Source organism: Paenibacillus sp. FSL R7-0333, assembly GCF_038000365.1.
GTDB classification, from domain to species: Bacteria; Bacillota; Bacilli; order Paenibacillales; family Paenibacillaceae; genus Paenibacillus_AQ; species Paenibacillus_AQ silagei.
Genome location: NZ_JBBOBZ010000001.1, coordinates 5,639,740 through 5,665,043, shown reverse-complemented (window position 1 = coordinate 5,665,043; position 25,304 = coordinate 5,639,740). Strand labels below are relative to the sequence as shown.

The 25,304-nt window shown below is 53.3% G+C and carries 25 protein-coding genes and 1 other annotated feature; all 25 genes read left to right on the top strand.

Features of this window, described 5'->3' with window-relative positions:
- Positions 1-101 precede the first annotated feature (101 nt).
- The 25 genes from MKY86_RS23935 to MKY86_RS23815 all read left to right on the top strand — a co-directional run bounded on the left by MKY86_RS23935 (position 102) and on the right by MKY86_RS23815 (position 25,171).
- The gene (locus MKY86_RS23935; RefSeq protein WP_076079479.1) at positions 102-2,738 is read left to right on the top strand and encodes a valine--tRNA ligase; all 2,637 of its coding nucleotides are present in this window, start codon (positions 102-104) and stop codon (positions 2,736-2,738) included.
- Positions 2,739-2,743: 5 nt separating this feature from the next.
- Entirely contained in the window at positions 2,744-4,120 is a 1,377-nt protein-coding gene (locus MKY86_RS23930; RefSeq protein WP_076079444.1) for a bifunctional folylpolyglutamate synthase/dihydrofolate synthase, read from the top strand.
- Between the two features lie 7 nt (positions 4,121-4,127).
- The gene (murC, locus tag MKY86_RS23925) at positions 4,128-5,504 is read left to right on the top strand and encodes a UDP-N-acetylmuramate--L-alanine ligase (protein ID WP_076079445.1); all 1,377 of its coding nucleotides are present in this window, start codon (positions 4,128-4,130) and stop codon (positions 5,502-5,504) included.
- 230 nt (positions 5,505-5,734) lie between these two features.
- Entirely contained in the window at positions 5,735-6,916 is a 1,182-nt protein-coding gene (locus tag MKY86_RS23920; RefSeq protein WP_076079446.1) for a glycosyltransferase family 4 protein, read from the top strand.
- 175 nt (positions 6,917-7,091) lie between these two features.
- A complete protein-coding gene (locus tag MKY86_RS23915; RefSeq protein WP_076079447.1) occupies positions 7,092-8,279 on the top strand; it encodes a glycosyltransferase in 1,188 nt (395 codons plus the stop codon).
- A gap of 76 nt (positions 8,280-8,355) precedes the next feature.
- Complete coding sequence (locus MKY86_RS23910; protein WP_076079448.1) at positions 8,356-9,711, top strand: SPOR domain-containing protein; 1,356 nt, start codon at positions 8,356-8,358, stop codon at positions 9,709-9,711.
- A 227-nt stretch (positions 9,712-9,938) separates the two neighbouring features.
- Positions 9,939-10,184 carry a DUF4321 domain-containing protein gene (locus tag MKY86_RS23905; RefSeq protein ID WP_076079449.1) on the top strand — a complete coding sequence of 82 codons (246 nt, stop codon included), beginning with the start codon at positions 9,939-9,941 and terminating at the stop codon, positions 10,182-10,184.
- 37 nt (positions 10,185-10,221) lie between these two features.
- Positions 10,222-10,824 (top strand): Maf family protein, encoded by a 603-nt coding sequence (locus MKY86_RS23900; RefSeq protein ID WP_076079450.1) that lies wholly within the window; start codon positions 10,222-10,224, stop codon positions 10,822-10,824.
- A gap of 26 nt (positions 10,825-10,850) precedes the next feature.
- Positions 10,851-11,540, top strand: a complete 690-nt coding sequence (gene radC / locus MKY86_RS23895) for a RadC family protein (protein WP_036725914.1) — start codon at positions 10,851-10,853, stop codon at positions 11,538-11,540.
- Between the two features lie 39 nt (positions 11,541-11,579).
- On the top strand, positions 11,580-12,614 hold the full coding sequence (locus MKY86_RS23890; RefSeq protein WP_036725912.1) for a rod shape-determining protein: 1,035 nt from the start codon (positions 11,580-11,582) through the stop codon (positions 12,612-12,614).
- 67 nt (positions 12,615-12,681) lie between these two features.
- A complete protein-coding gene (mreC, locus tag MKY86_RS23885) occupies positions 12,682-13,551 on the top strand; it encodes a rod shape-determining protein MreC (protein WP_340827534.1) in 870 nt (289 codons plus the stop codon).
- Positions 13,551-14,081, top strand: coding sequence for a rod shape-determining protein MreD (mreD, locus tag MKY86_RS23880; protein ID WP_083685133.1), 531 nt, complete (start codon positions 13,551-13,553; stop codon positions 14,079-14,081). Before mreC ends, mreD begins: the two co-directional genes overlap by 1 nt.
- An 81-nt stretch (positions 14,082-14,162) precedes the next feature.
- Complete coding sequence (minC, locus tag MKY86_RS23875; RefSeq protein WP_036698972.1) at positions 14,163-14,822, top strand: septum site-determining protein MinC; 660 nt, start codon at positions 14,163-14,165, stop codon at positions 14,820-14,822.
- 5 nt (positions 14,823-14,827) lie between these two features.
- Entirely contained in the window at positions 14,828-15,622 is a 795-nt protein-coding gene (gene minD / locus MKY86_RS23870) for a septum site-determining protein MinD (protein ID WP_076079452.1), read from the top strand.
- A gap of 166 nt (positions 15,623-15,788) precedes the next feature.
- Positions 15,789-16,649: a M23 family metallopeptidase gene (locus tag MKY86_RS23865; RefSeq protein ID WP_076079453.1), complete on the top strand. Its 861-nt coding sequence runs from the start codon at positions 15,789-15,791 to the stop codon at positions 16,647-16,649.
- Positions 16,642-17,484: a M50 family metallopeptidase gene (locus tag MKY86_RS23860; RefSeq protein ID WP_076079454.1), complete on the top strand. Its 843-nt coding sequence runs from the start codon at positions 16,642-16,644 to the stop codon at positions 17,482-17,484. Before MKY86_RS23865 ends, MKY86_RS23860 begins: the two co-directional genes overlap by 8 nt.
- Before the next feature lie 34 nt (positions 17,485-17,518).
- Positions 17,519-18,760, top strand: a complete 1,242-nt coding sequence (locus tag MKY86_RS23855) for an Rne/Rng family ribonuclease (RefSeq protein ID WP_076079455.1) — start codon at positions 17,519-17,521, stop codon at positions 18,758-18,760.
- A 101-nt stretch (positions 18,761-18,861) separates the two neighbouring features.
- Positions 18,862-18,947, top strand: a sequence feature (ribosomal protein L21 leader region).
- Between the two features lie 14 nt (positions 18,948-18,961).
- Complete coding sequence (gene rplU, locus MKY86_RS23850) at positions 18,962-19,273, top strand: 50S ribosomal protein L21 (RefSeq protein WP_036698983.1); 312 nt, start codon at positions 18,962-18,964, stop codon at positions 19,271-19,273.
- A gap of 12 nt (positions 19,274-19,285) precedes the next feature.
- Positions 19,286-19,621, top strand: coding sequence for a ribosomal-processing cysteine protease Prp (locus tag MKY86_RS23845; RefSeq protein ID WP_036725900.1), 336 nt, complete (start codon positions 19,286-19,288; stop codon positions 19,619-19,621).
- 17 nt (positions 19,622-19,638) lie between these two features.
- Entirely contained in the window at positions 19,639-19,950 is a 312-nt protein-coding gene (gene rpmA, locus MKY86_RS23840; protein WP_020429282.1) for a 50S ribosomal protein L27, read from the top strand.
- A 239-nt stretch (positions 19,951-20,189) separates the two neighbouring features.
- Positions 20,190-20,930 carry a Spo0B domain-containing protein gene (locus tag MKY86_RS23835; protein ID WP_076079456.1) on the top strand — a complete coding sequence of 247 codons (741 nt, stop codon included), beginning with the start codon at positions 20,190-20,192 and terminating at the stop codon, positions 20,928-20,930.
- Positions 20,931-20,945: 15 nt separating this feature from the next.
- Positions 20,946-22,253, top strand: a complete 1,308-nt coding sequence (gene obgE, locus MKY86_RS23830; RefSeq protein WP_076079457.1) for a GTPase ObgE — start codon at positions 20,946-20,948, stop codon at positions 22,251-22,253.
- Positions 22,254-22,469: 216 nt separating this feature from the next.
- Entirely contained in the window at positions 22,470-23,648 is a 1,179-nt protein-coding gene (locus tag MKY86_RS23825; RefSeq protein ID WP_076079458.1) for an SPFH domain-containing protein, read from the top strand.
- A 5-nt stretch (positions 23,649-23,653) separates the two neighbouring features.
- A complete protein-coding gene (locus MKY86_RS23820; protein WP_143803726.1) occupies positions 23,654-24,400 on the top strand; it encodes a hypothetical protein in 747 nt (248 codons plus the stop codon).
- A gap of 15 nt (positions 24,401-24,415) precedes the next feature.
- The gene (locus MKY86_RS23815) at positions 24,416-25,171 is read left to right on the top strand and encodes a hypothetical protein (RefSeq protein ID WP_076079460.1); all 756 of its coding nucleotides are present in this window, start codon (positions 24,416-24,418) and stop codon (positions 25,169-25,171) included.
- Positions 25,172-25,304 lie beyond the last annotated feature (133 nt).

Sequence of the window (25,304 nt, the reverse complement as noted above, 5' to 3'; positions counted from 1 at the left end):
GAGGGTTCACAATGGCTGATAACAACAATGCAGCAGCAGAGCTGCCGAACGGGCAGGAAGCGGCAGAAGCTACCGCTTCAGCTAATCACAAGCAGAGCGACATGCCGACTACATATGATCCGGGAGCGGCAGAGAAGAAATGGTATGCGTACTGGATGGAGAAGGGCTTCTTCGAAGCCGGCAAGCGGCCGGATGCGGAGCCTTACAGCATCGTGATTCCGCCGCCGAATGTAACAGGAATGCTGCATATCGGACATGCGCTGGATTTCACGCTTCAGGATGTGCTGATCCGCACCAAGCGGATGCAGGGATATGATACCCTGTGGCTGCCGGGTACGGACCATGCAGGGATTGCTACACAGACCAAGGTAGAGCAGAAGCTGCGCCAGCAGGGAATCTCCCGCCATGATCTGGGACGCGAGAAGTTCCTGGAGCAGGTGTGGGCCTGGAAAGACCAATATGCAGAGACAATTCATGACCAGTGGGCCAAGATGGGCCTGTCCCTCGATTACTCCCGCGAACGCTTTACCTTTGATGATGGAATGAAGAAGGCGGTAAGCAAGGTATTTGTGGAGCTGTACCAGAAGGGCCTGATCTATCGCGGCAAGCGGATTATTAACTGGGACCCGGCTGCCCGTACAGCGCTATCGGATATCGAGGTTGAATACAAGGAAGTGAACGGGCATCTGTACCATCTGCGTTATCCGCTGAAGGATGGCAGCGGCCATATCACGGTGGCTACCACGCGGCCCGAGACGATGCTGGGCGATACAGCGGTAGCGGTACATCCGGAGGATGAGCGCTATAAGGATCTGATCGGTAAGACGCTGATTCTGCCGGTTACCTTACGTGAGATTCCGGTTATTGCCGATGAATACGTAGATAAGGATTTCGGCAGCGGTGCAGTTAAAATTACACCGGCGCATGATCCGAACGACTTCGAGATGGGAGTCCGCCATAACCTTCCGCAGATCAACGTAATGGATGAAGGCGGAGTGATGAATGAGGAAGCGGGCGCTTACCAGGGAATGGACCGCAGCGACTGCCGTAAGGCCATCGTAGCCGACCTGAAGGAGCAAGGCGTGCTGATCTCCATTGAGGATCATGTACACCAGGTTGGGCACAGTGAGCGTTCCGGGGCCGTAGTAGAGCCTTATCTGTCCACCCAGTGGTTCGTCAAAATGCAGCCGCTGGCAGAAGCAGCCATCGCTGCACAGAAGGACGGTGACGGGGTCCACTTCGTGCCGGACCGCTTCGAGAAGACGTACCTGAACTGGATCGAGAATGTCCGCGACTGGTGTATCTCCCGCCAATTGTGGTGGGGCCACCGTATTCCGGCCTGGTACTCTGAATCCACCGGGGAGCTTGTAGTTGCACATGATGAAGAAGAAGCACGCCGCATCAGCGGGCTGTCCGACCTGAAGCAGGATGAGGATGTTCTGGATACCTGGTTCAGCTCGAACCTCTGGCCGTTCGCTACCTTAGGCTGGCCTGATCAGGACAGCAGCGACTATCAGCGTTACTATCCGAACAATGTACTGGTTACCGGCTACGATATCATCTACTTCTGGGTAGCGCGCATGATTTTCTCAGCCATGGAATTCACTGGCCAGAAGCCGTTCTCCGATGTGCTGATGCACGGACTCGTACGCGATGCCGAAGGACGCAAGATGTCCAAGTCTCTGGGCAACGGTATTGATCCGCTGGATGTTATCGAGCAGTACGGCGCTGACGCCATGCGCTATATGATTACTACCGGCAGCACAGCGGGCCAGGATCTGCGGTTCCGTATGGAAAAGGTAGAGCAGGCGCGTAATTTTGCCAACAAGATCTGGAATGCCTCCCGGTTCGCGCTGATGAATCTGGAAGGCGTAGCCTTTGAAGATATTGACATTACAGGTGAGCTTGGCACAGCGGACCGCTGGATTCTGCACCGCCTGAACGAAACTTCCCGCGATATTACGCGTCTAATTGACTCGTACGAGTTCGGCGAGACCGGGCGCCTGCTCTACAACTTCATCTGGGATGATCTGTGTGACTGGTATATCGAATTCGCCAAGCTCTCGTTATACGGAGCGGACGCAGCTGCCAAGGCCAAGACTCAGTCTGTTCTGGCTTACGTGCTGGACCGCACACTGCGGCTGATTCACCCGTTCATGCCGTTCATTACAGAGGAAATCTGGCAGCATCTGCCGCATCAGGGCGAATCCATCACCTTGGCCGAGTGGCCGAAGTACGATGCGGCGCTTGAGAATCCGCAGGCAGTATCAGAGATGAACCTGCTGATGGATATTATCCGGGCCGTTCGCGGGATCCGTGCGGAAGTAAATGCGCCAATGAGCAAGAAGGTCGAGCTGATTATCAAGGCCGGCAGCCAGGACACCCTGGACATTATTTCCCGCAACGACAATTACATCGGGCGCTTCTGCAACACCTCTTCCTTCGAAGCAGGCCTTGCGCCGCAGACGCCGGATAAAATGATGTCCGCCGTGGTTACCGGAGCGGAGCTGCTTCTGCCGCTGTCCGGTCTGATTGATATCGATCAGGAGATTATTCGTCTCGAAAAAGAAGTTCAGACCCTGAACAGCGAAGTGGAGCGTGTGGAGAAGAAGCTCAGTAATCAGGGCTTTGTGGCCAAAGCTCCGGCGAAAGTCATCGAAGAGGAACGGGCGAAGCAGGCGGATTATTCCGACAGACGCGAGAAGGTGCTGGCCCGTATTGCAGAACTGAGAGGATAACAGACATGGAAGAGATCACCCGGAGCGGCGCTGCCGCTCCCTTAAGTTCTTATACAGAAGCTGTAGACTGGATCAACAGCCTGATTCCTTTTGGAATCCGGCCGGGTCTGGAGCGGATAGAGCTGCTAATGGAGAAGCTCGGACATCCGCACCGGAAGCTTAAGTTCATTCATGTGGCGGGGACCAACGGCAAGGGCTCAACCTGCGCCTTTTTGACCTCGGCCCTTATTCAGAGCGGATATTCGGTGGGGACCTTCACCTCTCCTTATATCACGAAGTTCACGAACCGGTTCCAGTACAACGGGACGGATATTCCTGAGGAGACGCTGCTTGCGCTTGCCAATCAGCTGCGCCCGCTGGTAGAGGAGATTGCGGGCACTGAGCTGGGCTCACCGACCATGTTCGAGGTGGCGACGGCGCTCGCGATTCTCTATTACGGCGAAGTCTGTTATCCCGATGTAGTCGTATGGGAGACGGGGCTTGGGGGAAGGCTGGATGTAACGAATATCGTTACTCCGGTTGTGTCGGTCATTACCAATGTGGGACATGACCATACCGATGTGCTGGGAGATACGCTTACGCTGATTGCCGGCGAGAAAGCCGGGATTATTAAGCCGGGCGTTCCTGTAGTCAGCTGTGTGAGCCAGCCCGAGGCTGTAGCTGTATTGAAGGCCAAAGCGGCGGCTACCCGTTCGACACTCTATTTAGCGGGAGAAGATTTCAGCTATAGTAATGTTGAGCAGAGAGACGGCTGCCAGCACTTTACCTTCAATGGGCCATTCCGCGGGCTTGAGCTGGATATTGCTATGAAAGGCGAGCACCAGCTGGAGAATGCGGCCGGGGCCATGATGACGCTTGAGGTGCTGAGGCAGTATATGGCCTTCATGCTGGAGGACGAGGATGTGCTGGAGGGCTTCCGGGGCACATTCTGGGCCGGAAGACTGGAGGAAGTGAGCGTCTCGCCCAGAATTATTCTGGACGGCGCGCACAATCCGGAAGGGGCTGAGAGCCTTGCGAAGAGCCTTCCACAGTTCCAGCCTTACGGTAAATTAAATTTGCTCATGGGGATGCTGGCAAATAAGCATCACGAGTCGTATCTCAAGCATATACTGCCTATAGTGGATACGCTCATCCTGACCGAACCGGATTTCCGTAAGAAAATGGACGCGGAAGATCTGCAGGCGATCGCAGAAAGTCTGCGGAGTAAATATGCCAAGGAAAACTTGGAAATCATAGTAGAACGTAATTGGGGCCAAGCGCTGCAGAAGCTGCAGACGATCACAGCGGACGATGACCTTGCAGTTGTGTCCGGAACGCTGTATTTGATTTCTGATGTGCGCAGTACGCTTTTACGGCAACCCGATTCTGAAAAAGGCTGGTGACGAACTGTTGGATACTACTGAACGTGTGCATTTTATAGGGATCGGCGGCTATGGTATGAGCGCGATTGCCCGGGTGATGCTGGAGATGGGATATACAGTTACAGGCTCTGACGTAGCTGCCCAGGAGTTAACGGAGAAATTGATTGCCAAAGGTGCCAAGGTCTTCATCGGGCATACGGCGGAGCAGGTAAAAGGCGCGGATCTGGTCGTCTATTCCACGGCGCTTGCCGCGGATAATGTGGAATGGGTGGAAGCGGAGCGTTTGAAAATTCCGATTCTGCACCGCTCGCAGATGCTGGCCCGGCTGCTGAATGAACGCAAGGGCGTTGCGGTGGCAGGAGCGCACGGCAAGACTACCACCTCTTCCATGATTGCTCTGGTGATGGAAGACTGCGGCGTGGACCCTACCTACATTATCGGCGGGGAGATTATGAATGTCGGCACGAATGCCAAAGCGGGACAAGGGGAATTCGTCGTGGCAGAAGCCGATGAGAGTGACGGCTCGTTCCTGCAATACCATCCTTGGCTGGGAATCGTTACGAACATAGAAGCTGACCATCTGGAGAACTACGGCGGCGACTTCGGCAAGCTGAAGGATGCTTATGTTCAGTTCATGAATCAGCTGCGCGAGGACGGGACAGCTATCGTATGTGCGGATGATGAGAATCTGAAATCCCTGCTGCCTAAGGTAAAAGGTACAGTGATCAGCTATGGGATCGAATCAGAGACGGCTGATTATACAGCGACTGATATTGTTCTCGGCGACCGGCAGGTATCCTATACGATGAACCATGGAGCTGAGGTGTTAGGCCGGATTGAGCTCTCTATTCCGGGACAATACAATCTGTATAACTCTATGGCGGCAGTGATTTCCTGCCTGAAATCGGGCATTGCCTTTGAAGCCATTGCGGCTGCGATTGTGAAGTTCCACGGCGCCAAACGGCGCTTCCAGGTGCTGGGCGAGGTTGACGAGATTCTCGTCATTGATGATTATGCTCATCATCCCACAGAGATTCAGGCTACGATCAGCGCCGCCAAGGCAACCGGCAAACGCATTATCGCCGTGTTCCAGCCGCAGCGCTACACGCGTACCTTCTTCCTGCTGGATGCGTTCAGCCGTGCGTTCAGCGAGGCGGACGAAGTGATTATTACCGATATCTACTCCCCTGCGGGTGAGAAGCAGATTGAGGGCGTCACCTCCGCCAAGCTGGTAGAGCTGATCGTACAGAACAGCAACGCCGGTGCGCGGCATCTGCCGACGAAGGAAGCTGTGCTGGCAGATCTGCAGAACCGGATTGCTCCCGGTGATCTGGTCATCACCATGGGTGCAGGCGATATCTGGAAGGTCGGTTATGCACTGGCAGACAGCCTGAAGAACCGGTAAGATAGCATCGCATTGATTACAGAAACGGCTCCACATTCCTTTAATAGGGAGTGTAGGGCCGTTTTTTTTGCATACGAAGTTACTATATTCCCTATAGAATCGCAGGATTGAGCGCCAGCTCGGCAGCGGGGAAGGAACTGCGTGGTCAAGCACCCGAACTTGGGTAATAGATCCTAGATGTCCCGGGCAGTCCAGGGCGAATTGATCATTGGAGAGTAGGAGAAGAGGCCATGAAGGAACCGTTGCTATTCATTTCCGCAGAGAATCCATATCCGCAGGATAGCGGGGGCAAGCTGAGAACAGGCAATATTCTGAAGCTTCTGCAGGGCAAATATGAGGTGGAGCTCATCACCTATGCCAATCCCCGGAAGACAGGGACGCCGGAGGGACTTCCGTCACTTACAGTGTATGAAGTAGAGCGTACGGTCAGCTACCGCAGAGCGCTTCTTCGTTCCCTCTATACCTGGCGGAACTGCTCGTATATGAGCCATGTCGATGTGGACATGAAGGCGAAGATTATGGAGCTCTGCAGCCGGAATTCCTACGGTCATGTATTTATTTCGCACAGCCTGCTGGGCTGCTGCATCGACATTGTACAGCGCTGCTTGCCTGACATTGTGATCATTACCGATGCGCATAATTTCGAGAGCGGACTGTCTGCACAGCTGGCAGACGGCAAAAAGGGGATCGCCAAGGCCTACTATTTCCTTAATGCTATATGGACGCGCAGGGATGAGCTGAAGCTGATGGACAAGACCCATCTGCTGCTGACTACTTCGGAAGAGGATGCTCTGGCCTTCAAGGCACTGGCTCCAAGCCGGTCGCAGAAGGTTCATGTCATTCCCAATTTCATACGCATGGAGGATTACCGGACCAAGACGTTGCTGTCCAAGGAGCAGTGGATTATTCTTCCGGGTAATATGAACTACTTCCCTAATATTAACGCAGCCCTCTATTTCTACCGTGAGGTATATCCTCTGGTTAAGGCGAGGGTACCGGACATTAAGTGGTATATTGTCGGACGGGATGTGCATCCGGAGGTAGCGGCACTGACCTTGAAGGATTCCTCTATCGTCATCACCGGGTATGTGGACAGTGTGGCGGATTATATACGCAAGGCGCAGGTGGTCGTAGCTCCGCTCCTGGAAGGCAGCGGGACAAGGCTGAAAATTCTGGAAGCCTGGGCGCTGAGGACTCCTGTCGTATCCAGTTCCAAGGGGGCAGAAGGGCTGCTCTATGAGCATTCGCAGAATATTATGATTGCCGATGACCCGGTTTCCTTTGCCGATAGTGTGACACTGCTGCTTCAGAATCATGAAAGAGGAGTAGTGCTCGCGGACCGTGCATACGAGACTCTGCTGGCAAATTATGAGGCGGAAAGTGTCAAGGATAAGCTGCTTCGTCTGGTCTGAAGGGATATGGAAGGTGAAATAATTATTTTTCCCCATAAATCGACAACCTTCTCAGGGGGATTGCGTTACTATAGATCTACATCGAAAGTTTCACATTTCTGGGCTGGATGTCATCCGGCCTTTTTTGTTTCGTACATATTCATACACATTTACATAGAACCAAGGAGCTATAGCCATGAGAGAGAGAATGCTGTTCCTTTCTGCCCGTAGTCACACACCGGGAGACCGGGAAGGAGACATCAGAACAGAGAATTTCCTTAATATGCTGCTGGAGCGGTTTGATATTGATCTGCTGGAGTATTGCTACCACCGCCGCGAGACGCAGATTCTGCGCAGTCCTGCCCTGACCGTGCATCAGGTGAAGCGGCCTGCGTCCACCCGCAGAAGCCTGCTGTTTCCGCTGAACAGGCTCCGCAAGGATGCCTCGATGATCGGCAATGACAAGTCGCTGCGGGCGGTAATAACCGAGATGTGCAGCCAGCATGCCTACAGCCATGTGTTTGTCTCATATGCCATGCTCGGCAATGGGCTGGATCTGGTCGCCTCGCTGCTTCCCGGGGCTGTTATCGTCACCGACGCCCGCCGTGCCGGTGGCATACGGGTGCAGAGCCGGGCGGCTGGCAAGCGGGGAATAAGTACAGGCTACCGCAAGCTGAATGATGCGCTGATCCGCCGCGAAGAGCGCCGGTTAATGAACAAGACCAGCCTGCTGCTGGCCGCTTCAGAAGAAGAGGCGCTGTCCTTTAAGGCGCTATCCTTTGCCGATGCAGGTAAGGTGCATGTTGTTCCGCCGTACATTAATTTGAGTGAACCCCCTTATGCGGCTCCGGGAGATACTGCCAAGGATAACTCCATCGTTCTGCACTGGGACATGCATTCCACTGACGGCAAGAATGCAGCGCTGCTGTTCATCAAGAAGGTATATCCGCTGATTCAGGCGGCGGTGCCGGATATCCGCTGCTGCATTATTAGCAGAGAGGTGCATGCAGAGGTCGCAGCTGCCGTCCGGAAGGACTCTTCTATTTCAATTATCAGTGAAGCTTTACAGACAGCCGGTTATATCCGCAGGGCCAGAGCTGTGGTTGCCTCATGCTGCGAGGACTGCGGCGCTCAGAGCAGCATTCTGGAGGCCTGGGCCCTCCGCACGCCGGTGGTCAGCAGCCTGAAGGGCTCGGAGGAGCTGCTCTGCGAGCCGGGGCGGAATATCCTGCTGGCAGGAACAACGGCTGGCACTGCCGATCATCTGATCAGGCTGCTGACCACGCCGGAGCTTGGCTCCATTATTGCAGATCAGGCCTACCGGACACTGAGCAGGCATTATGCAGCAGACGGCGTGAAGGCAAAGCTGCTTAGTCTGGTGTAAATATATTAAAATAGCATATCTCTCTCGCATCTTTCATATCTTTCAGTATAGAACTGAAGATCGCGAGGTGAGGGTATTGAATAACGGAAGAATGACATTCCGCTTCGACGGGAACCAGGGCAGACAGCGGACAGAGACGGCAGAGCGCCGGGAAGTGAACGAAACCGGTGTGGTTCTGGAGAATAAGGACACTGACAAGGTGCAGCGCGGGGAAATTAAGACATCCTCCTATTCCAAGGCTGATGAATATATTGTGGATCTGGAGAAGGTGGAGTTGCCCCGGCCTGTAGAGGCAGCTTACTTGAAGCCCCCGGGCTCCGGCCGCCGGAAACTGAAAGCTCCTGAGGATAACTATGATTTGGGACTGTATTCTGTTGTCCGTCCTGCTTCTGCAAGGCATCTATGGGAAGAGAGTGAAGATTCGGAGGATCATTCCTTCTATGGAGGGGCAGATGAAGAAGGTCTGCATTCAGCAGATGAGTACTACCCCCTGTATGAAGATAACCGTGAATCCGCTACAGACAGTCATGATCAATCCGGAGCTCAAGGGAATAGCTACGGCGGCTCTTATCATACCCGCCGTCCCTCGTATTGGTGGAAGTTCGCACTGTCCGTCGCTGGAGCGCTGGGAACGGGAATTCTGCTCGGATACGCAGCCCTGTCGTTCATCACAGGAGGGACGGGGGAGACTGCTAAAGCTCCCGGCGATGCAGCGGTTAAGACGGGAATCACTCAGGGGCAAAAGGCGGCAAACAGCGGTAACGCAGCAGATATTACGGGCGTGCCTCCTGAGCAGACGGGAGAAGCGGTGAGCACGCAGATTCCGGTTCAGGTTGCGCCGCAGAGCTATTATCTGCTGCAATATGGCGTCTTCAGTACACCGGCAGGAGCGGAGCAGGCCAGGCAGGAGCTGCTGACCGCCGGTCTTGCCGCAGGTCTTGACCCGGCAGACGGCAACCGTGTGTACGCCGGATTGTCTCCTGACCGTGAGCAGGCCAAGCTGCTCAGCAATGGCCTTAAGGGGCAGGGCATCGAGCTGTACGTGAGAGAAGTGGCCCTGCCAGCGGTGAACCAGGTCCGCTATACCGGAACGGCGGCGGCAGTGGACAGCTACTTCAAGCTTAGCAGCCAGCTGTTAAGCGAGCTCAGCAGCTTGTCTGCTTCCCTGCTTGGCGGGGGGGACAGCGGGAACGCTGGCGGAGCGGTAAGCGATCTCCATATGCAGTGGACCCAGGCAGTCAAGGCACTGGAGCCGGGCCTCACACCGGAAGGGCAGAGAATCGCTGACGGGCTGGAGAAATCCATGAGCCAGGGGATAGCCGCCCTGAACGAATACAATAAGAATAAGGCGGAGGGGCTGCTCTGGGAGGTGCAGGAGGCCATGATGAGCTTCCTGACCGGCCAGAAAAGCCTGTTGTCCGCCATGAGCTGACAGCTGAGGCGTAATGCACCGCTGACTATAGGCTAAATAAATGATCCCCCGTACCAGGCATTTGCCCGGCGGGGGATTGCTGTATTTCCAGACGTAATCCTGCGGTGTGATAAGATCCGCAGGCTGCTTACGTGGTAAACATTCCCTGGATGGATTTTGAGTTTGTATTGCACTCCGTTTCACCGTATAATAATTAGGGTGTCAAAAAATGGCGAGGGAAGACTTGAATGAAGAAGAAAAATGTAGGAACACTGCTGTTATTTCTTATTCTGGGCTGGCTGGCCGGAGCCTGGATTGCCAAGCTGCTGGAACCTGTACAAGCTCTGTCTTTTCTTACAGCTTCGACTGTTCTCAAGTGGTCGCCGCAAGCCGATTTAGACATCATAACCTATGACATCACAATCCATTTGAAACTGTGCCTGCTCAGTCTTGCCGGGATGATTACAGCCGTATGGCTGTACCGCAGGCTGTAGCCCTAGCTGGCAGCATCAAGAAGGGACGTTAATTACAGTGGAGCATGACAATTCGCGGCATATTATTCTGGCCTCGGGTTCACCGCGGCGGCGTGAGCTGTTAGCCTCGCTTGGCCTGCCCTTTGAGGTGCTGTCCAGCGATGCTGATGAGAGTACGCCGCCTGAATGGAGCCCTGAAGCTATTGTACGGAATCTGGCGATGCGTAAGGCAGAAGCTGTGATTCCTGTTGCAGGAGACCGGGATGCCGTTATTATCGGCAGCGATACGATCGTTGTGCTTGACGACATGGTGCTCGGCAAGCCGGCGGACGAGCAGGACAGCGCCAGAATGCTGGGCATGCTGCAAGGCCGGACGCATCAGGTATACACCGGGGTGGCCTGCATCGGTTCCGCAGAGGGACGTACCCTGGTAGATCATAGGGTCACCTCTGTAACTATGAGAGCAATGAGCGAAGAGGAAATCTCCGCTTACATAGCGACCGGGGAGCCTGCCGACAAAGCCGGCTCTTACGCGATACAAGGACTGGGCGCCACCCTGGTGGAAGAAATTGAAGGCTGCTATTTTAACGTGGTCGGTCTGCCGCTGTCACTGCTGAGCGGTATGTTGTCCGGGTTTGGCATTTCGGTGCTGAACCGGTAAGGGTAGCCGAAGAAAGAAGGTTAGGGATGGAGTCGCAATCATTTATGCTGCGTGACCTCCCCCATGAAGAACGACCACGAGAGCGCATGATGCATTATGGGGCGGAATCATTAAGTCAAGCGGAGCTTCTGGCTATCCTGCTGCGCACAGGTGCGCACCGTGAATCAGCCCTTCTCATCGCCCAGCGGCTCTTGAGCCATGCAGGCGGTCTCCGCGGACTGGCGGATCTGAGCATTGAAGAATTGACAACAATTAACGGCATCGGCCCTGCCAAGGCCGTGCAACTCAAAGCAGGCATAGAGCTGGGAAGACGTATGGCGAATTCCCGGCTTACTGAACCGGTCATTATCCGCAGTCCCCAGGACGCGGCGGAGATTCTGACTGAGCAGCTGCGTTATTTGCAGAAGGAGCATTTTATCTGTCTGTTCCTGAATACGAAGAATCATGTTATTGCGCAGGAAACATTGTCCATGGGTAGCCTTAATGCCTCCATTGTGCATCCCCGCGAGGTGTTCCGGGCAGCCATGAAATGCAGCAGCGCAGCAATTATATGCGCACATAATCATCCGAGCGGTGATCCTACACCAAGCCCTGAAGACATCTCACTGACTTCCAGGCTGATGCAGGCAGGCGAGATTGTCGGCATTGATGTGCTGGATCATCTGGTGATCGGAGACAGCAGCTACGTTAGTTTGAAAGAGAAAGGCTACATGTAATACAATTGTCTAGATTCACATGGAAAAGGAGCATACAAGATGTTAGGTGGTTTTACGAAAGACTTAGGAATTGACTTGGGGACAGCGAATACGCTTGTCTACGTGCGCGGTAAAGGAATCGTTGTCAGAGAGCCGTCCGTGGTTGCTATTAATACCGATACTAAGACGATAGAAGCAGTAGGGGAATCCGCCAAAAAAATGATCGGACGCACACCGGGCAACATCCGTGCCATCCGTCCAATGAAGGACGGGGTCATCGCTGATTTCGATACTACAGCAACTATGATCAAATATTTCATCCGCCAGGCCCAGAAGCAGCGCTCGATGTTCCAGCGCCATCCGAATGTCATGGTGTGTGTGCCATCCGGAATTACAGCCGTTGAACAGCGTGCGGTAGAGGATGCTACGAAGCAGGCCGGAGCGCGGGAAGCTTACATTATCGAGGAGCCTTTTGCCGCTGCCATCGGTGCAGATCTTCCTGTATGGGAGCCAACCGGAAGTATGGTTGTAGATATCGGCGGCGGAACTACCGAGGTGGCGGTAATCTCACTCGGCGGTATTGTTACCAGCCGTTCTGTACGTGTGGCAGGGGATGATGCGGATGAGTCTATCATCCAATACATCAAGCGTCAGTATAACCTTATGATCGGTGAACGTACCTCCGAGCAGCTCAAGATGGATGTGGGCTCTGCCCTGCCGCTGGAGAAGGCTGAGACGATGGAGATCCGCGGACGCGATCTGGTAACCGGTCTGCCGAAGACGCTGACCATTACCTCCGATGAAATCTGTGAAGCTCTGTCCGATACTGTGAATGCAATTGTTGAAGCCGTGAAGGTTACACTGGAGAAATGTCCGCCGGAGCTGGCTGCCGATATTATGGACCGCGGCATTGTGCTTACAGGCGGCGGCGCACTTCTGCGCAACCTGGACAAGCTGCTGGCGCGTGAGACCGGAATGCCGGTGATTGTGGCCGAGAATCCGCTGGACTGTGTTGCAATCGGCACAGGCAAGGCGCTGGAGAATATCCACTTGTTCAAGAGCCGCAGCAGTTCGGGCCTCCGCTCCAAACGCTAGGATCATGCGGACTGTGAACGTCAACCCCTGAGGTTGGAGAAATACGGTTATTAGAGGGTGCTCGAGATTGTTCAAGCTGTTTAACAATAAACGACTGTTTATATTGCTGATTACGCTGGTTACGTTTATCGTTCTGATGGGCTTCAGCCTGGGGCAGAGGAAGACCCTGTCCTGGCCGGAGAACTTCCTCAGAGATACGACCGGATTCGTGCAGAAAATGTTCTACAAGCCCGCTGGATACGTAGCGGGCTTCTTCCAAGATATCGGGACTCTGAAAGAGCTGGCCGAAGAGAACAAGCAGCTTAAGATTCTGGCTGCACAGTACGCCCGGGATAAGGCACAATTTAATTTCATTAAAGCCAAGAATGAACAATATGAAAAGGATCTTCAATTCACTAAAGCACAAAAGAACATATATAAATATGAATATCTTATCTCCAATGTGGTCAGTGTAACGACAGAACCGGGCAATAATACACTTGTTATTGATCTCGGGGCAAAAGATGGCATCAGGCTGAATATGTCCGTAACTTCTATCGAGGGGCTTGTAGGAGTTATAAGCAATGTGAGTAACTTCACCTCTACCGTGAAGCTGATGACGATGATGGATATCAACGACCCCAACTCACAGCCTCCTATAGCAGCAACCGCTGTTAACAAGGAAGGCAAAACCTTTGGAATGATTGAGAGCTATGACCAGCAGACCGGAATGCTGCTGATGAACAAAATTCCCGTAGGCGATCCGATTGCCAAGGATGATATCATTATCTCCTCTGGGATTGGCGGACGATATCCGCGCGGTATGCCTATCGGCACGGTGGAAGAAGTGAAGATCGGACAGTTCGGATTAACCTCTACAGCGATTATTAAGCCGGCGGCAGGATTCCAGGACTGGAAGGAACTCTTCGTTGTCTATACGGAGGAGCGTGTAGAATAGTGAGGATGCGCAGACCTGTCCTGGTACTTTTGTTATTCATTTTATTTATTCTGGAAGGCACAGTGCTTCCCTGGCTGATTCCTGACGGCTGGCAGATGCGGATTATTCCTAATCTCGTCTTCATCGTCATTCTGTTCGTAACGGTATACCATCACCGGCATACAGCACTTATTCTGGGCTTGTCGTTCGGTATGCTGCATGATGTGGTCTTCTATGGCCGCATACTGGGTGCTCATTCCTTCGCTATGGGCTTATCTGCGTACCTGATCGGGCTGATATTCCAGATTCCCCGCGCGCCGCTGCCGCTGATGATGACAGTGGTGCTGCTGGGCAGCCTGCTGGAGGACAGTATTCTTTTTGCCATCTATAATGTGTTTAATCTAAGCCAGGAGCCATATAATTGGGCACTCTTGCATCATATGCTGCCTACCATGCTCATTCATTTTGCTGCAGGCCTGCTTCTCTACGTTCCGCTCCGGCGCCAGCTGGAGCTGCTGAAGAAAGAGACTATCGATGAGGAGGCTGCGTAAGCTGCAGCAGCATTTTCTTATCACCCAAAGAAGGAGTTTGCCCGGCCCGGCACGAATGAATGAGGATAGGGGGACAGGCATATGACAGTTAAATCCAAGCACGTAAGGATTAAGGGCATCAAGGATGGCCTGGTATTCCTGCTAGACGACAAGTGTCCCTTTGAAGATCTCTTAAGCGAGCTTCGCTACAAGCTGGAGCACAGCCATCAAAATATTCTGACCGGACCGATTGTGCATGTGGATATTAAGCTGGGCAACCGTGCTGTTACTGAAGAGGATAAAGAGGCGGTACTGGAGATCCTCAAGAGTCAGGGGAATCTATTGATCCGTTCGGTTGAAGCTATTGAAGATCCTGAAGAGAAGGATACGGAAGCCTTGTTCATGATGAGCGGAATGCTCCGCTCGGGCCAGGTACTGCATCATGAGGGCAATCTGCTGTTCCTCGGGGATGTGAATCCGGGAGGGACCATTACCTGTTCAGGGGATATCTATATTCTTGGAGCACTCAAAGGGATGGCACACGCCGGAATCAACGGTAACCAGGAGGCCATTATTGCCGCTTCGCTGCTCGCGCCTACCCAGCTCCGGATTGCTGAGATTATCAGCAGGCCTCCGGATGAATGGGGAACCCGGGAGAGCAGCATGGAATTTGCCTACTTATCAGGCGGTGCTATGCAAATCGACAAAATTCATAATATAGTGAAGTTACGTCAGGATTTAAATGTGTTTAAAGGGGTGTAGCCTCCATGGGAGAAGCGATTGTCGTAACCTCGGGCAAAGGCGGAGTTGGCAAGACAACCACAACAGCCAACATTGGTACCGCACTCGCCTTGCAGGGCAAAAAAGTATGTCTGGTGGATACCGACATTGGACTGCGGAATCTGGATGTTGTCATGGGGCTGGAGAACCGGATTATCTATGATCTGGTCGATGTGGCGGAAGGCCGCTGCCGGCTGAATCAGGCGCTGGTCAAGGACAAGCGCTTTGATGAGCTGTACATGCTGCCCGCAGCCCAGACCAAGGACAAGACAGCCGTTACACCGGAGCAGGTTAAGGATATCATTCTTGAACTTAAGAAGGAGTACGAATATGTTCTGATCGATTGTCCGGCGGGAATTGAGCACGGCTTCCGCAATGCGATTGCCGGTGCTGACAAAGCAATTGTAGTTACTACTCCGGAGCATGCTGCGGTGCGGGATGCGGACCGGATTATCGGTCTCTTGGAGCAGTCATCGGTAGAATCTCCGAAGCTGGTGGTCAACCGGATTCGTCAGGGCTTGATCAAGTCCGGGGATATGCTTGATATCGAGGATATTCTGCAGGTGCTTAATATTGATCTGATCGGGATTGTACCCGATGATGAACAGGTCATCCGGGCGGCGAACAACGGGGAGCCTACCGTGATGAACCCGGACTCCTTAGCAGCGATCGCCTACCGTAATATTGCCCGGCGTATTCTTGGCGATGCGGTGCCGCTGATGCAGCTTGACCAGAAGACGGGCGCCTTCAAGAAGCTCAAGAAATTTTTTGGAATGGGCTGAATCCCGGCCACGCACTTATACACGGCTATCTTCTGTTAAGAGCCCGCTGCTGAGAAATCACCGGCGGGCTTATTTTTGTTGTGCAGTAACTTGGACAGGGCTTGTTCTAAAGCGGCTTCCGCCACTCATAAAATGGAAGTAAAACAAGCCCGCCGGAGGGATCATTATGGAATACCCGAGAGAGTCCAAGAACCGCCGCAAGAAGCGTATACAGAATCTGCTGGAGGAGAAGCCTGCAGCTGGAGCAGCATCAGAGCGGTTCCGTTTGTCTGACAATCCTCCCTCATTCAGAGAATGGGGGGCGGGTGACAGGAATGAATTTGCCTCTTCCCCTGAGCCGGACCCTGAAACAATGTGGAAGCAGCAGCGTAACCACTGGGTTGATGAAGACGGGAGGGGACCGGGAGGGGGATTCCGTGCAGGTCTGCTGCGGCGGACAGTGGCCAGTCTGCTGGTTTTTGGCGCTGTATGGGGCATTTTTGCCGTTCAGAAGCCATGGGCAGTGAAGGCGCAGTATTTTATTACAGACATCCTCAGCAATGATATGGATTTTGCAGCAGCACAGGTGTGGTACGAGGAACATTTCAATGGAGCCCCGTCCTTTATTCCGATTTTCGGAGATGAACAGGTACCGGCGGAGAAGGTGACAGCCGCCCATGAGCTTAGCGCTCCGCTTGCAGGAAGTATTGTGCGTCCTTTTGCCACTTCGCTTAATGGCATTGAAATTATACCGGCAGACGATTCAAGTGCCAGTGTCACGGTGAAAAGTGTAGATACGGGCCGTGTGCTGGCCGTTTCAAAGGAAGCCCGGGGAGGCATCCGTATTACGGTCCGCCATACCGGGGAGATCACGGCAGAATACGGTCATTTGAGCGGGACACGGCTCGCGGTGGATGACTGGGTACAGAGCGGAGACGAAATAGGCTGGATTCAGGGGACGGAGGATGCCCGGGTCCCGTTGCTGTTTTTTGCAGTTATGAAAGACAAGACTTATATTGATCCGGCCGAAGTGGTATCGTTTGATTAGGGTCTGCGGCATTGAATTGTCACTGCATCCGCTCTTCGTGCTGATTCTCATGGTATCCGTGCTTACCGGACAGTTCCTGGAGCTGCTTACCTTGTTTCTGATCGTATTCATTCATGAGCTTGGACATGTATGTGCGGCGCTGCTGGCCGGAATTAACGTACGATCGGTCCAACTGCTGCCATTCGGCGGCGTTGCGGTTATAGAGGATCATGGGCGGCTTACGGCTGTCCGTGAGATCGGGATTGCCCTGGCCGGTCCGCTGCAGAACGGAATTATGATTCTGATGGCGCTGGCTCTTAAGCAGGTGGAGTATGGAAATATCGCCTATCTGGATTATTTTATCGGAGCCAACGCCATGATCGCTCTGTTCAATCTGCTGCCGGTGCTTCCGCTGGACGGTGGCAAAATCCTTCAGGCAGCCCTGAGTCTGCTGCTTCCGTATTATTACACGCTGCTGTGGACCGGCAGAGTCAGTATTACGGCCAGCCTGCTTGTGATAGGGTACGCCCTGCTTCCGCTTGGGAACGGGGACGGCCTCCGGCTTAACCTGCTGATGATCGGAGCGTTTCTGCTCTATTCTAATTGGACGGACCAGCGTAATTTGCCGTACCGGTTTGTTGGTTTTTTGATGAACCGTGAGCGGATTTATGAGCGGTATCTAGTGGCGGAGAACATTGCCCGCCCAATAGTTGCCTCGCTCGCGAAACCTTTGGATGAGATATTGCGTCTATTTAAACGTAACCATTATCATTATATCTATGTGATGAACAACGACAGGGATATCGTAGCTGTTGTGCCGGAGCAGCGTCTGATTGCTTCGTATTTCGGAAAGTAACAAGCGAGTAACGATTCAAACCAGAGGTGAAGCCATGAAACAAATGATCGTTCACTGTACACAGCATATTACCCGCATGGCACTTCTGGAGAACGGGAGGCTGGTGGAATATGCGGCTGAACGCGATCAGCAGCAAGGTCTGGTCGGGAGTTATTATAAAGGCCGGGTAATGAATGTGCTGCCTGGTATGCAGGCGGCCTTTGTAGATATCGGACAGAAAAAGAATGCGTTCCTATACGTAGATGATGTATTGCATCCCCATCTGGACAAGCAGCCGGCTGTCAAGCCTTCGATTGAGATGCTGCTGCAGCCCGGTCAGGAGATTGTCGTCCAGGTGAGAAAAGAACCGCGGGGCGGCAAGGGCGCGCGGGTAACCACGCATTATACACTGCCCGGACGCTGGATGGTGTACATGCCCTTTGCCGAATATGTCGGGGTCTCCAAGAAAATAGGCCGGGAATCGGAGCGCAGCCGGCTCAAAGGTATCGGCGAGCGGCTGCGCCAGGGTGAGGAAGGACTCATTATGCGCACTGTCTCCGAGGACGAGCCGCTGGATGCCGTGGAGGGAGATCTGGCTTTTCTGCGGGCGCAGTGGGAAATGATTACCCGGCGTTCCAAGGAAGTGGAGGCACCCGCTCTGCTGCACTGCGATCTGAGTATCGTCCAGCGGTTCATCCGGGATGCCTTCAATCCGCAGCGTGATGAGCTGCGGATTGATTCGGCCAAGGCGGTGAAGGAGGCGGAAGCCTTCCTGTCGGACATGGCTCCTGAAGGGTACAAGCCTGTGGGCTTCTACAGGGGGCAGGAGTCCATTTTCTCTGCTTACGGGGTGACAGATCAACTGCACAAGAGCTTCAGCCGTAAAATCATCCTCGAAGGCGGGGCTACGCTCATCTGGGATGAGACAGAGGCCTTGACTGTGATTGACGTCAACACAGCGCAGTACACTGGCGGGACGAACCTTGAGGATACGGTAACGCGGACCAACCTGCTGGCTGCGGAGGAGATCGGGCGGCTTGTCCGGCTCCGGGATACGGGCGGTATTATTATTGTTGATTTCATTGATATGGAGCGGGAAGAGCACCGCAGGCAGGTGACGGACAAGCTGGAGAGCATTATCAGCCGGGACCGGACCAAGACGCATATTCTCGGCTGGACCCATCTCGGTCTGCTGGAGATGACCCGTAAGAAGGCCAGACATGATTCCGCCGGATTTGCCCCGGTGATCTGCCAGTGCTGCGGCGGTACAGGCAAGGTTGGGACATGGCTGGAGTAGGGAAGAGATGGTCAGGTTGTATATGTTTTGTAAGGAGATATTGACTAGGGATCATATGTATGATAATATCTTCAAGTATGTGTTTGGTTGTTCCATTCCTGCACATGCTGTAACCGCTCCGATCGGGTAGATGAAGCGTAATTCCCCCGGGGATTGCCACCTTGACTAGGCGAGTCTGAGACATGAGGAGGTGCAAGTACAATGTATGCAATTATCGAAACTGGCGGTAAACAATACAAAGTCCAAGAGGGCGATGTTTTGTTCATTGAGAAGCTGGAAGCTGAAGACGGCGCAAGCGTAACGTTTGACCGTGTCTTGGCTGTTTCTAACGAAGGTGGTTTGACTGCAGGAACTCCGCTGGTAAGCGGCGCGTCTGTAACAGCCAAAGTCGAGAAGCATGGTAAGGGTCATAAGGTTGTAGTTTACAAATACAAACCTAAGAAGAACTACCACAAGAAACAAGGCCATCGTCAACCGTACACCAAAGTAACTATCGAGAAGATTCAAGCGTAAGAAGGTGCGTTAATGATTAACGTGCGGATTACACGGGCTTCTGCTCAAGGTGTCATTGTCGGTTTTGCCGTCAAGGGGCATGCGGAATACGCAAGGAATGGCAAGGATATCGTCTGCGCGGGTGTTTCGACGGTTACCGTTGGAACTGTGAATGCGATTGAGAGCCTGACCGGAGTTGTTCTGGATACTTCGATGAAGGATGGATTCTTAAGCGGAACCCTGGTTCCCGTGAATGATCCCGAAGTCTCCGCCAAGGTACAGCTCTTGCTGGAATCCATGGTGCTGATGCTCAAGGATATTGCTAAATCCTACAGGAAATATATTCAGATACAGGAAGTCATCATTTGAAGAAGGAGGTTGACAACATGTTGAAATTGGATCTTCAATTATTCGCATCGAAAAAAGGTGTTGGTTCCACAAAGAACGGACGTGATTCCCATTCTAAGCGTCTTGGCGTGAAACGGGCTGACGGTCAAGCAGTAACCGGCGGCAACATCTTGGTTCGTCAACGCGGAACCAAAATCCACCCGGGCACGAACGTGGGCATCGGTAAAGATGACACACTGTTCGCACTTGTGGACGGCGTAGTGAAGTTCGAACGTTGGGGACGCGACCGCAAAAAAGTGAGCGTGTATCCGGTGGATGTCGCTCCGGTAGCAGCGGCACTGGAAGCGTAAGCTTACGGAACCTATGAAGATGAGAAGCCTCCGGCATCAGTGCCGGGGGCTTTTTTTGAAATTGTTTCGGGGTCCCGCAAAGTACCTGAGTAAGCATCGAAGCTTAAGCCTCACTTTGTGGTGGGATTCTGGTGATTGCGGAGAAAGCCTGTGTTATACTGGGAAATGGTGAATATGAAGCAAGATAAGCAGTGCTTACATTGGAATCAATTTTGCGAACCAAGGGACGGGGAGAAAGAATGAAATCCTGGAAAAGTAAGGTCTGGGCAGTCATGTTATCCGCAGTGTTTCCTTTAGGTCTCGTGTATTGGCAAACCTCCCTTTTCACATGCCTGCTGCTCGGAGTCTGGGTAGCGGCAGTGCTTGCATTCAGCTTTGTTTACAACCGGCGTCAATATGAAGAGGAACTGCGTATACAGGAGAATACTCTGCAGCAGGCGGCAAACCGGACACTGAATCATCATCGTCATGACTGGATGAATGATCTGCAGGTGCTTTACGGATATATCCAGCTGGGCAAGCCTGATAAATCCGTACAATGTGTGGAAAGAATAAAGGAGCGTATTGCGCTGGACAGCCGTATTGCCAAATTGGGAGTACCTTCCCTGGTGTTCTATCTGCAATCCTTCCGTACGTTCAGAAGCAGTCTGGAGCTGGACATACAGGTAGAGGAAGGGCTCCAGCTGGAGGACAAGCTGAGTCCAGAGGTAGGAGCTGAGCTGACTTCGGTAGTTATGCAGACGGTTAGAGCGTACCAGTACAGCGGAATAACACAGCATGGAGACACGCGGAAGCTTGAGCTCAGCTTTTCACAGGAGGGAAGAGACATTCTGATCTCTTTCAAAGGTGAGGGAGAGCAAGACAATCCCGAACTGCTTCAGGGGCAAATTTATAATATAGTACAAGGAAAAATCATGAAGGCGGAGCAGGTTCAGCCTGCCAAGGGTTATTTGGAACTGCGGTTACCGCTGGAGATGTAAGGAAGGTGAACATTTATGTTCGTAGATAAGGCTAAGATTTATGTAAAAGGCGGAGACGGCGGAGATGGTCTCGTAGCATTTCGCCGGGAGAAGTATGTACCGGATGGAGGTCCTGCCGGCGGCGATGGCGGCCGTGGTGGAGATGTGATCTTCCGCGTGGATGAAGGCTTACGGACCTTGATGGATTTCCGTTATCAGCGGCACTTCAAGGCGGATAAGGGAATTAAGGGGCGCAACAAGAGCCAGCACGGGGCCAACGCTGAGCATATGATCGTGCGGATTCCGCCTGGAACCGTGTTAATTGATGATGATACCCAGGAGATCCTTGCCGATTTAACCCGTCATGGACAACAGGTTGTAGTGGCCCGCGGCGGCCGGGGCGGCCGGGGGAATACCCGGTTTGCGACGGCGAACAATACGGCGCCGGAGCTGGCGGAGAATGGGGAAGAGGGTCAGGAGCGTTACATCGTAATGGAGCTGAAGGTCATGGCGGACGTAGGCCTTGTAGGCTTCCCTAGCGTGGGCAAATCTACGCTGCTGTCGGTCGTGTCCGCTGCCCAGCCGAAGATCGGAGCGTACCACTTTACCACTATTACCCCCAACCTGGGTGTAGTGGATGTCGGAGACGGCCGCAGCTTTGTGATGGCGGATCTGCCTGGACTGATTGAAGGCGCGAGTGAAGGGGTGGGGCTTGGGCATGAGTTCCTGCGCCACGTTGAACGGACGCGTATCATCATTCATGTCGTGGATATGTCCGGCTCGGAAGGCCGCGATCCTTTTGAAGACTGGGTACTGATTAACGATGAGCTGAAGCAGTACAATGCGGCGCTGATTGACCGTCCGCAGATCGTGGCGGCGAACAAGATGGATATGCCTGATTCCGAGGAGAACCTGGCTTCCTTCCGTGAGCGTGTCGCGGAGCTTCGCCCGGATCTTGAGATTATGCCGATCTCTTCACTGACCCGTCAGGGCGTTCAGGAGCTGCTCTACCGTGCTACAGATATTCTTGACAGTATTCCTGTGGCTCCGGTGGTGGAAGAAGTAGCCGGTAAAGAGCGCAAGGTGTATAAGCTGGAAGCGGAAGAGGATAACTCATTCACGATTACCCGTGACAACGAGGCCTTTGTAGTCAATAGTCCGCGGATTGAGCGGATGATTAAGAGAATGCAGCTAAGCACACATGATGCGATTCTTAGGCTGGCCCGTACTTTGCGTCACATGGGTGTGGATGCCGAGCTGCGCAGACGCGGCGCTGTGGAAGGTACGATCGTGCGCATTGCTGATTTTGAATTCGAATTTGTCGAGAACAGCAGCTACTATTAATAGAGAAGCAAGGTTATCGGCTGTATCTTCCGAGAGGGAGATGCGGCCTATTTTCATTGCTTAACAGGTGGCAAAACCATTTCTGCTAATAAAGTTTTCTTTATATATCCGGATTAATTTACTACAATCATTATAGCAAGAGACGCACGAAGTTGAATCCAAAGGGTGTAATCTGCGTATATCATACATACCTGTCAGGAAAGAGGGAATGGACAGATGGCCATTATTGAAGTAGTCAAATATGACGGACCTCCGGGTGTCTTCGCCTGGAAGTATCCGAACCAGGAGCTGGGCACCTGGACACAGCTGATTGTGAATGAAGCCCAGGAAGCGATTCTGTTCAAGGGCGGGCAGGCGCTGGATTCGTTCACAGCCGGACGCCACACCTTAAGCACAGCGAATATTCCGATTCTGTCGAATGTAGTGAATCTGCCGTTCGGCGGCAAGTCTCCGTTCACCGCAGAGATATGGTTTGTGAACAAGATGAACTCCATGAATGTGAAGTGGGGGACCAGTGCACCGCTGCAGCTGCAGGACCCTAAGTACAAGATCATGGTAGCGGTCCGGGCCTTCGGGCAGTTTGGCGTGCGGATCGAAGATCCCCGCAAATTCCTGCTGAAGCTGGTAGGGACGCTGCCGGTCTTCGATCAGGATACGATGATCAGTTATTTCCGCGGCCTGCTGATGTCTAATATCAATGAACTTATTTCTTCTTATCTGGTGCACAAAAAAATCAGCATCCTGGAGATCAACGCCTACGTGGTTGAAATCTCCAAGCATATTCAGGGGCGCTTATCCTCCTCGTTCCTGGACAGCGGTATTGAACTTAATAATTTCTATATTGATTCGATCAATATTCCCGATGATGATCCGGCAACCCAACGTCTCAAGGAAGCCTTGGCCAAAAAAGCGGAGATGGACATTATCGGCTTCACCTACCAGCAGGAACGAAGCTTCGATGCTATGGAGGAGGCAGCAGGCAATCCTGGCAATATAGGGGCGGGCATGATGAATGCGGGACTGGGGCTCGGCATGGGCTTTGGGCTGGCCGGGCCTGCGGCTGAGATAGCTACCCGGATGACCCGTAGCATGTCTCTGGACGGCAGTACGGGCAGCCAGCCGGCACCTCCTGCTGCTTCTAAATCCTGCTCGGACTGCGGAACCCTTAATCCGGCAGATGCACGCTTCTGTACCGGCTGCGGCCGCAGTCTGCAATCCCCGCCGGCGGTGGAGGATAAGGTATGCCATAGCTGCGGTAAGGCGGTCATCCCAGGTGCCAAATTCTGTCCGCATTGTGGAGAGGGCCTGATCCTGAAGTGTGCAGGCTGCGGACATGAGCTGAAGCCCGGACAGAAATTCTGTCCAGAGTGCGGCACCAGAGCGGCTAACGGGTGAACGGAATGCAGAGGCAGAGGTCATATACGGGTCTAGTTACTGGCATTTATGTTGCTGTTCTGGCAGTTACTGCGGGTACCTTCTTCACGCTTGGATTCTCGGAATCGCTGCTGCGCTTCGTAGTGACTCTGCTTGCTGTTGGTATAGCAGAGACTGTGGTTTACGTGTATTGTACGCTATGGCTGCGCCGTGCTCCTGAAGCGGGCCGGACTTCACCGGTATTCATCAGCGGAGCTGTAATTATAGCCTTCTATCTGGCTGCGGTATTTGCTTCGGCTATTCTGCTCGACTGGATTCTGGAGCTGAGTCCGCTCTGGTACGCAGGAGAGCAGCTGCTGATCCTGATTGTAGCTTCCATCGTCCTTGTGGCTACAGGGGGATATGGGTGGAATGCCGCCTCCGGGGAGCGCAGGGCTGCGGAAGCTTCGCGGAGCCTGCGTACCCACATGCAGGAGCTGCAGGAGATCAGAGGGATTGCCGGCACCTGGAAGCATTCTGAGGCAAGCAGGCTGGTAGAACTGATTGATTCTCTGGAGGAGAAATTCCGCTACAGTGACCCGGTGTCGAGACCGGGATTGTATGCCACGGAAGACATCATTAGGCAGCAGATCTCTCTGCTGCATGACCATGTGGCGCTGCTGCTTGTCTTGAAGGAGCTGCCGGCCCGCTGGGACACGGAGACAGAGGAGTTAACGGAGAGTATTGCCAGCACGCTCCAGCGGCGTAACCTGGAGCTGGCGGCGCTTAAATAGGAGGAATAGACAGCAATGGGGATAGGGAATGAGCGGGGGGGACTGTTGCCGGGCCGGGAAGGACAGCCCTCTGATAGTCTGCCTAAGTATGAGCGGACTACTTTTGATATTGTAACTATCGGTGCCGGATATTTGTTTATGCCGTTGGGACTTGCGTTTGCGCTGGTACGCATGCTGAGCACACACTATAAAAATTACCGCAAGCCCGTCAATTATAGTCTGTTGTTCCATGTATTTGTGGGAGGATTCCTGCAAATAATGGGTATCGTCGTAATTTCCATCTTCAGTGATGACGCGATGGATACCACCACACTGATATCAGGTTTGATCTTCGTATGTTTGGTGCTGCTCCTGCCTGCGGCTGCGTTCGCCAGAAGCGCAGCCAAGGCCAGGTTCCGGTTCGCCCAGCTAGCGAATCAATATGTGCAATTGATTACCGTAGGCAGAGTCCGTTATACCGGGAATCTGGCGGACCGTACCGGGCAAAGTGAAGGGGATGTGAATAGAGACCTTCTCTATCTGCAGAAGTACGGGGTGCTGGACTCCGGGCTTCTCTTCCATGAGGGAGCGGATACAGCGCCGCAGGTCCAGGCGGGGCAGGCAGGTGCTTCGCCCTTCAAGCCGCCTGCAGGGCAGCCGTCCTATCAGCAGCCGAGGCCGCAGCAGCTTCCCAAATCTGTCCGTTGTCCGGGCTGCGGGGCACAGAATACGGTAGCTCCCAACCAATCTACCAGCTGTGATTACTGCGGGACGACCATTGCTTACAGCTGACCGGGTTCTGCAGGTGAAGGCTGTTCCTCCTAGCTAATAGGGGGACAGTCTTTTCCCCATGTTTACAGAAAGTTATTGCAATAAAAGCCTTCAATCCCGTATAATGTCCACTATGTACATACAAAAGTCTTTG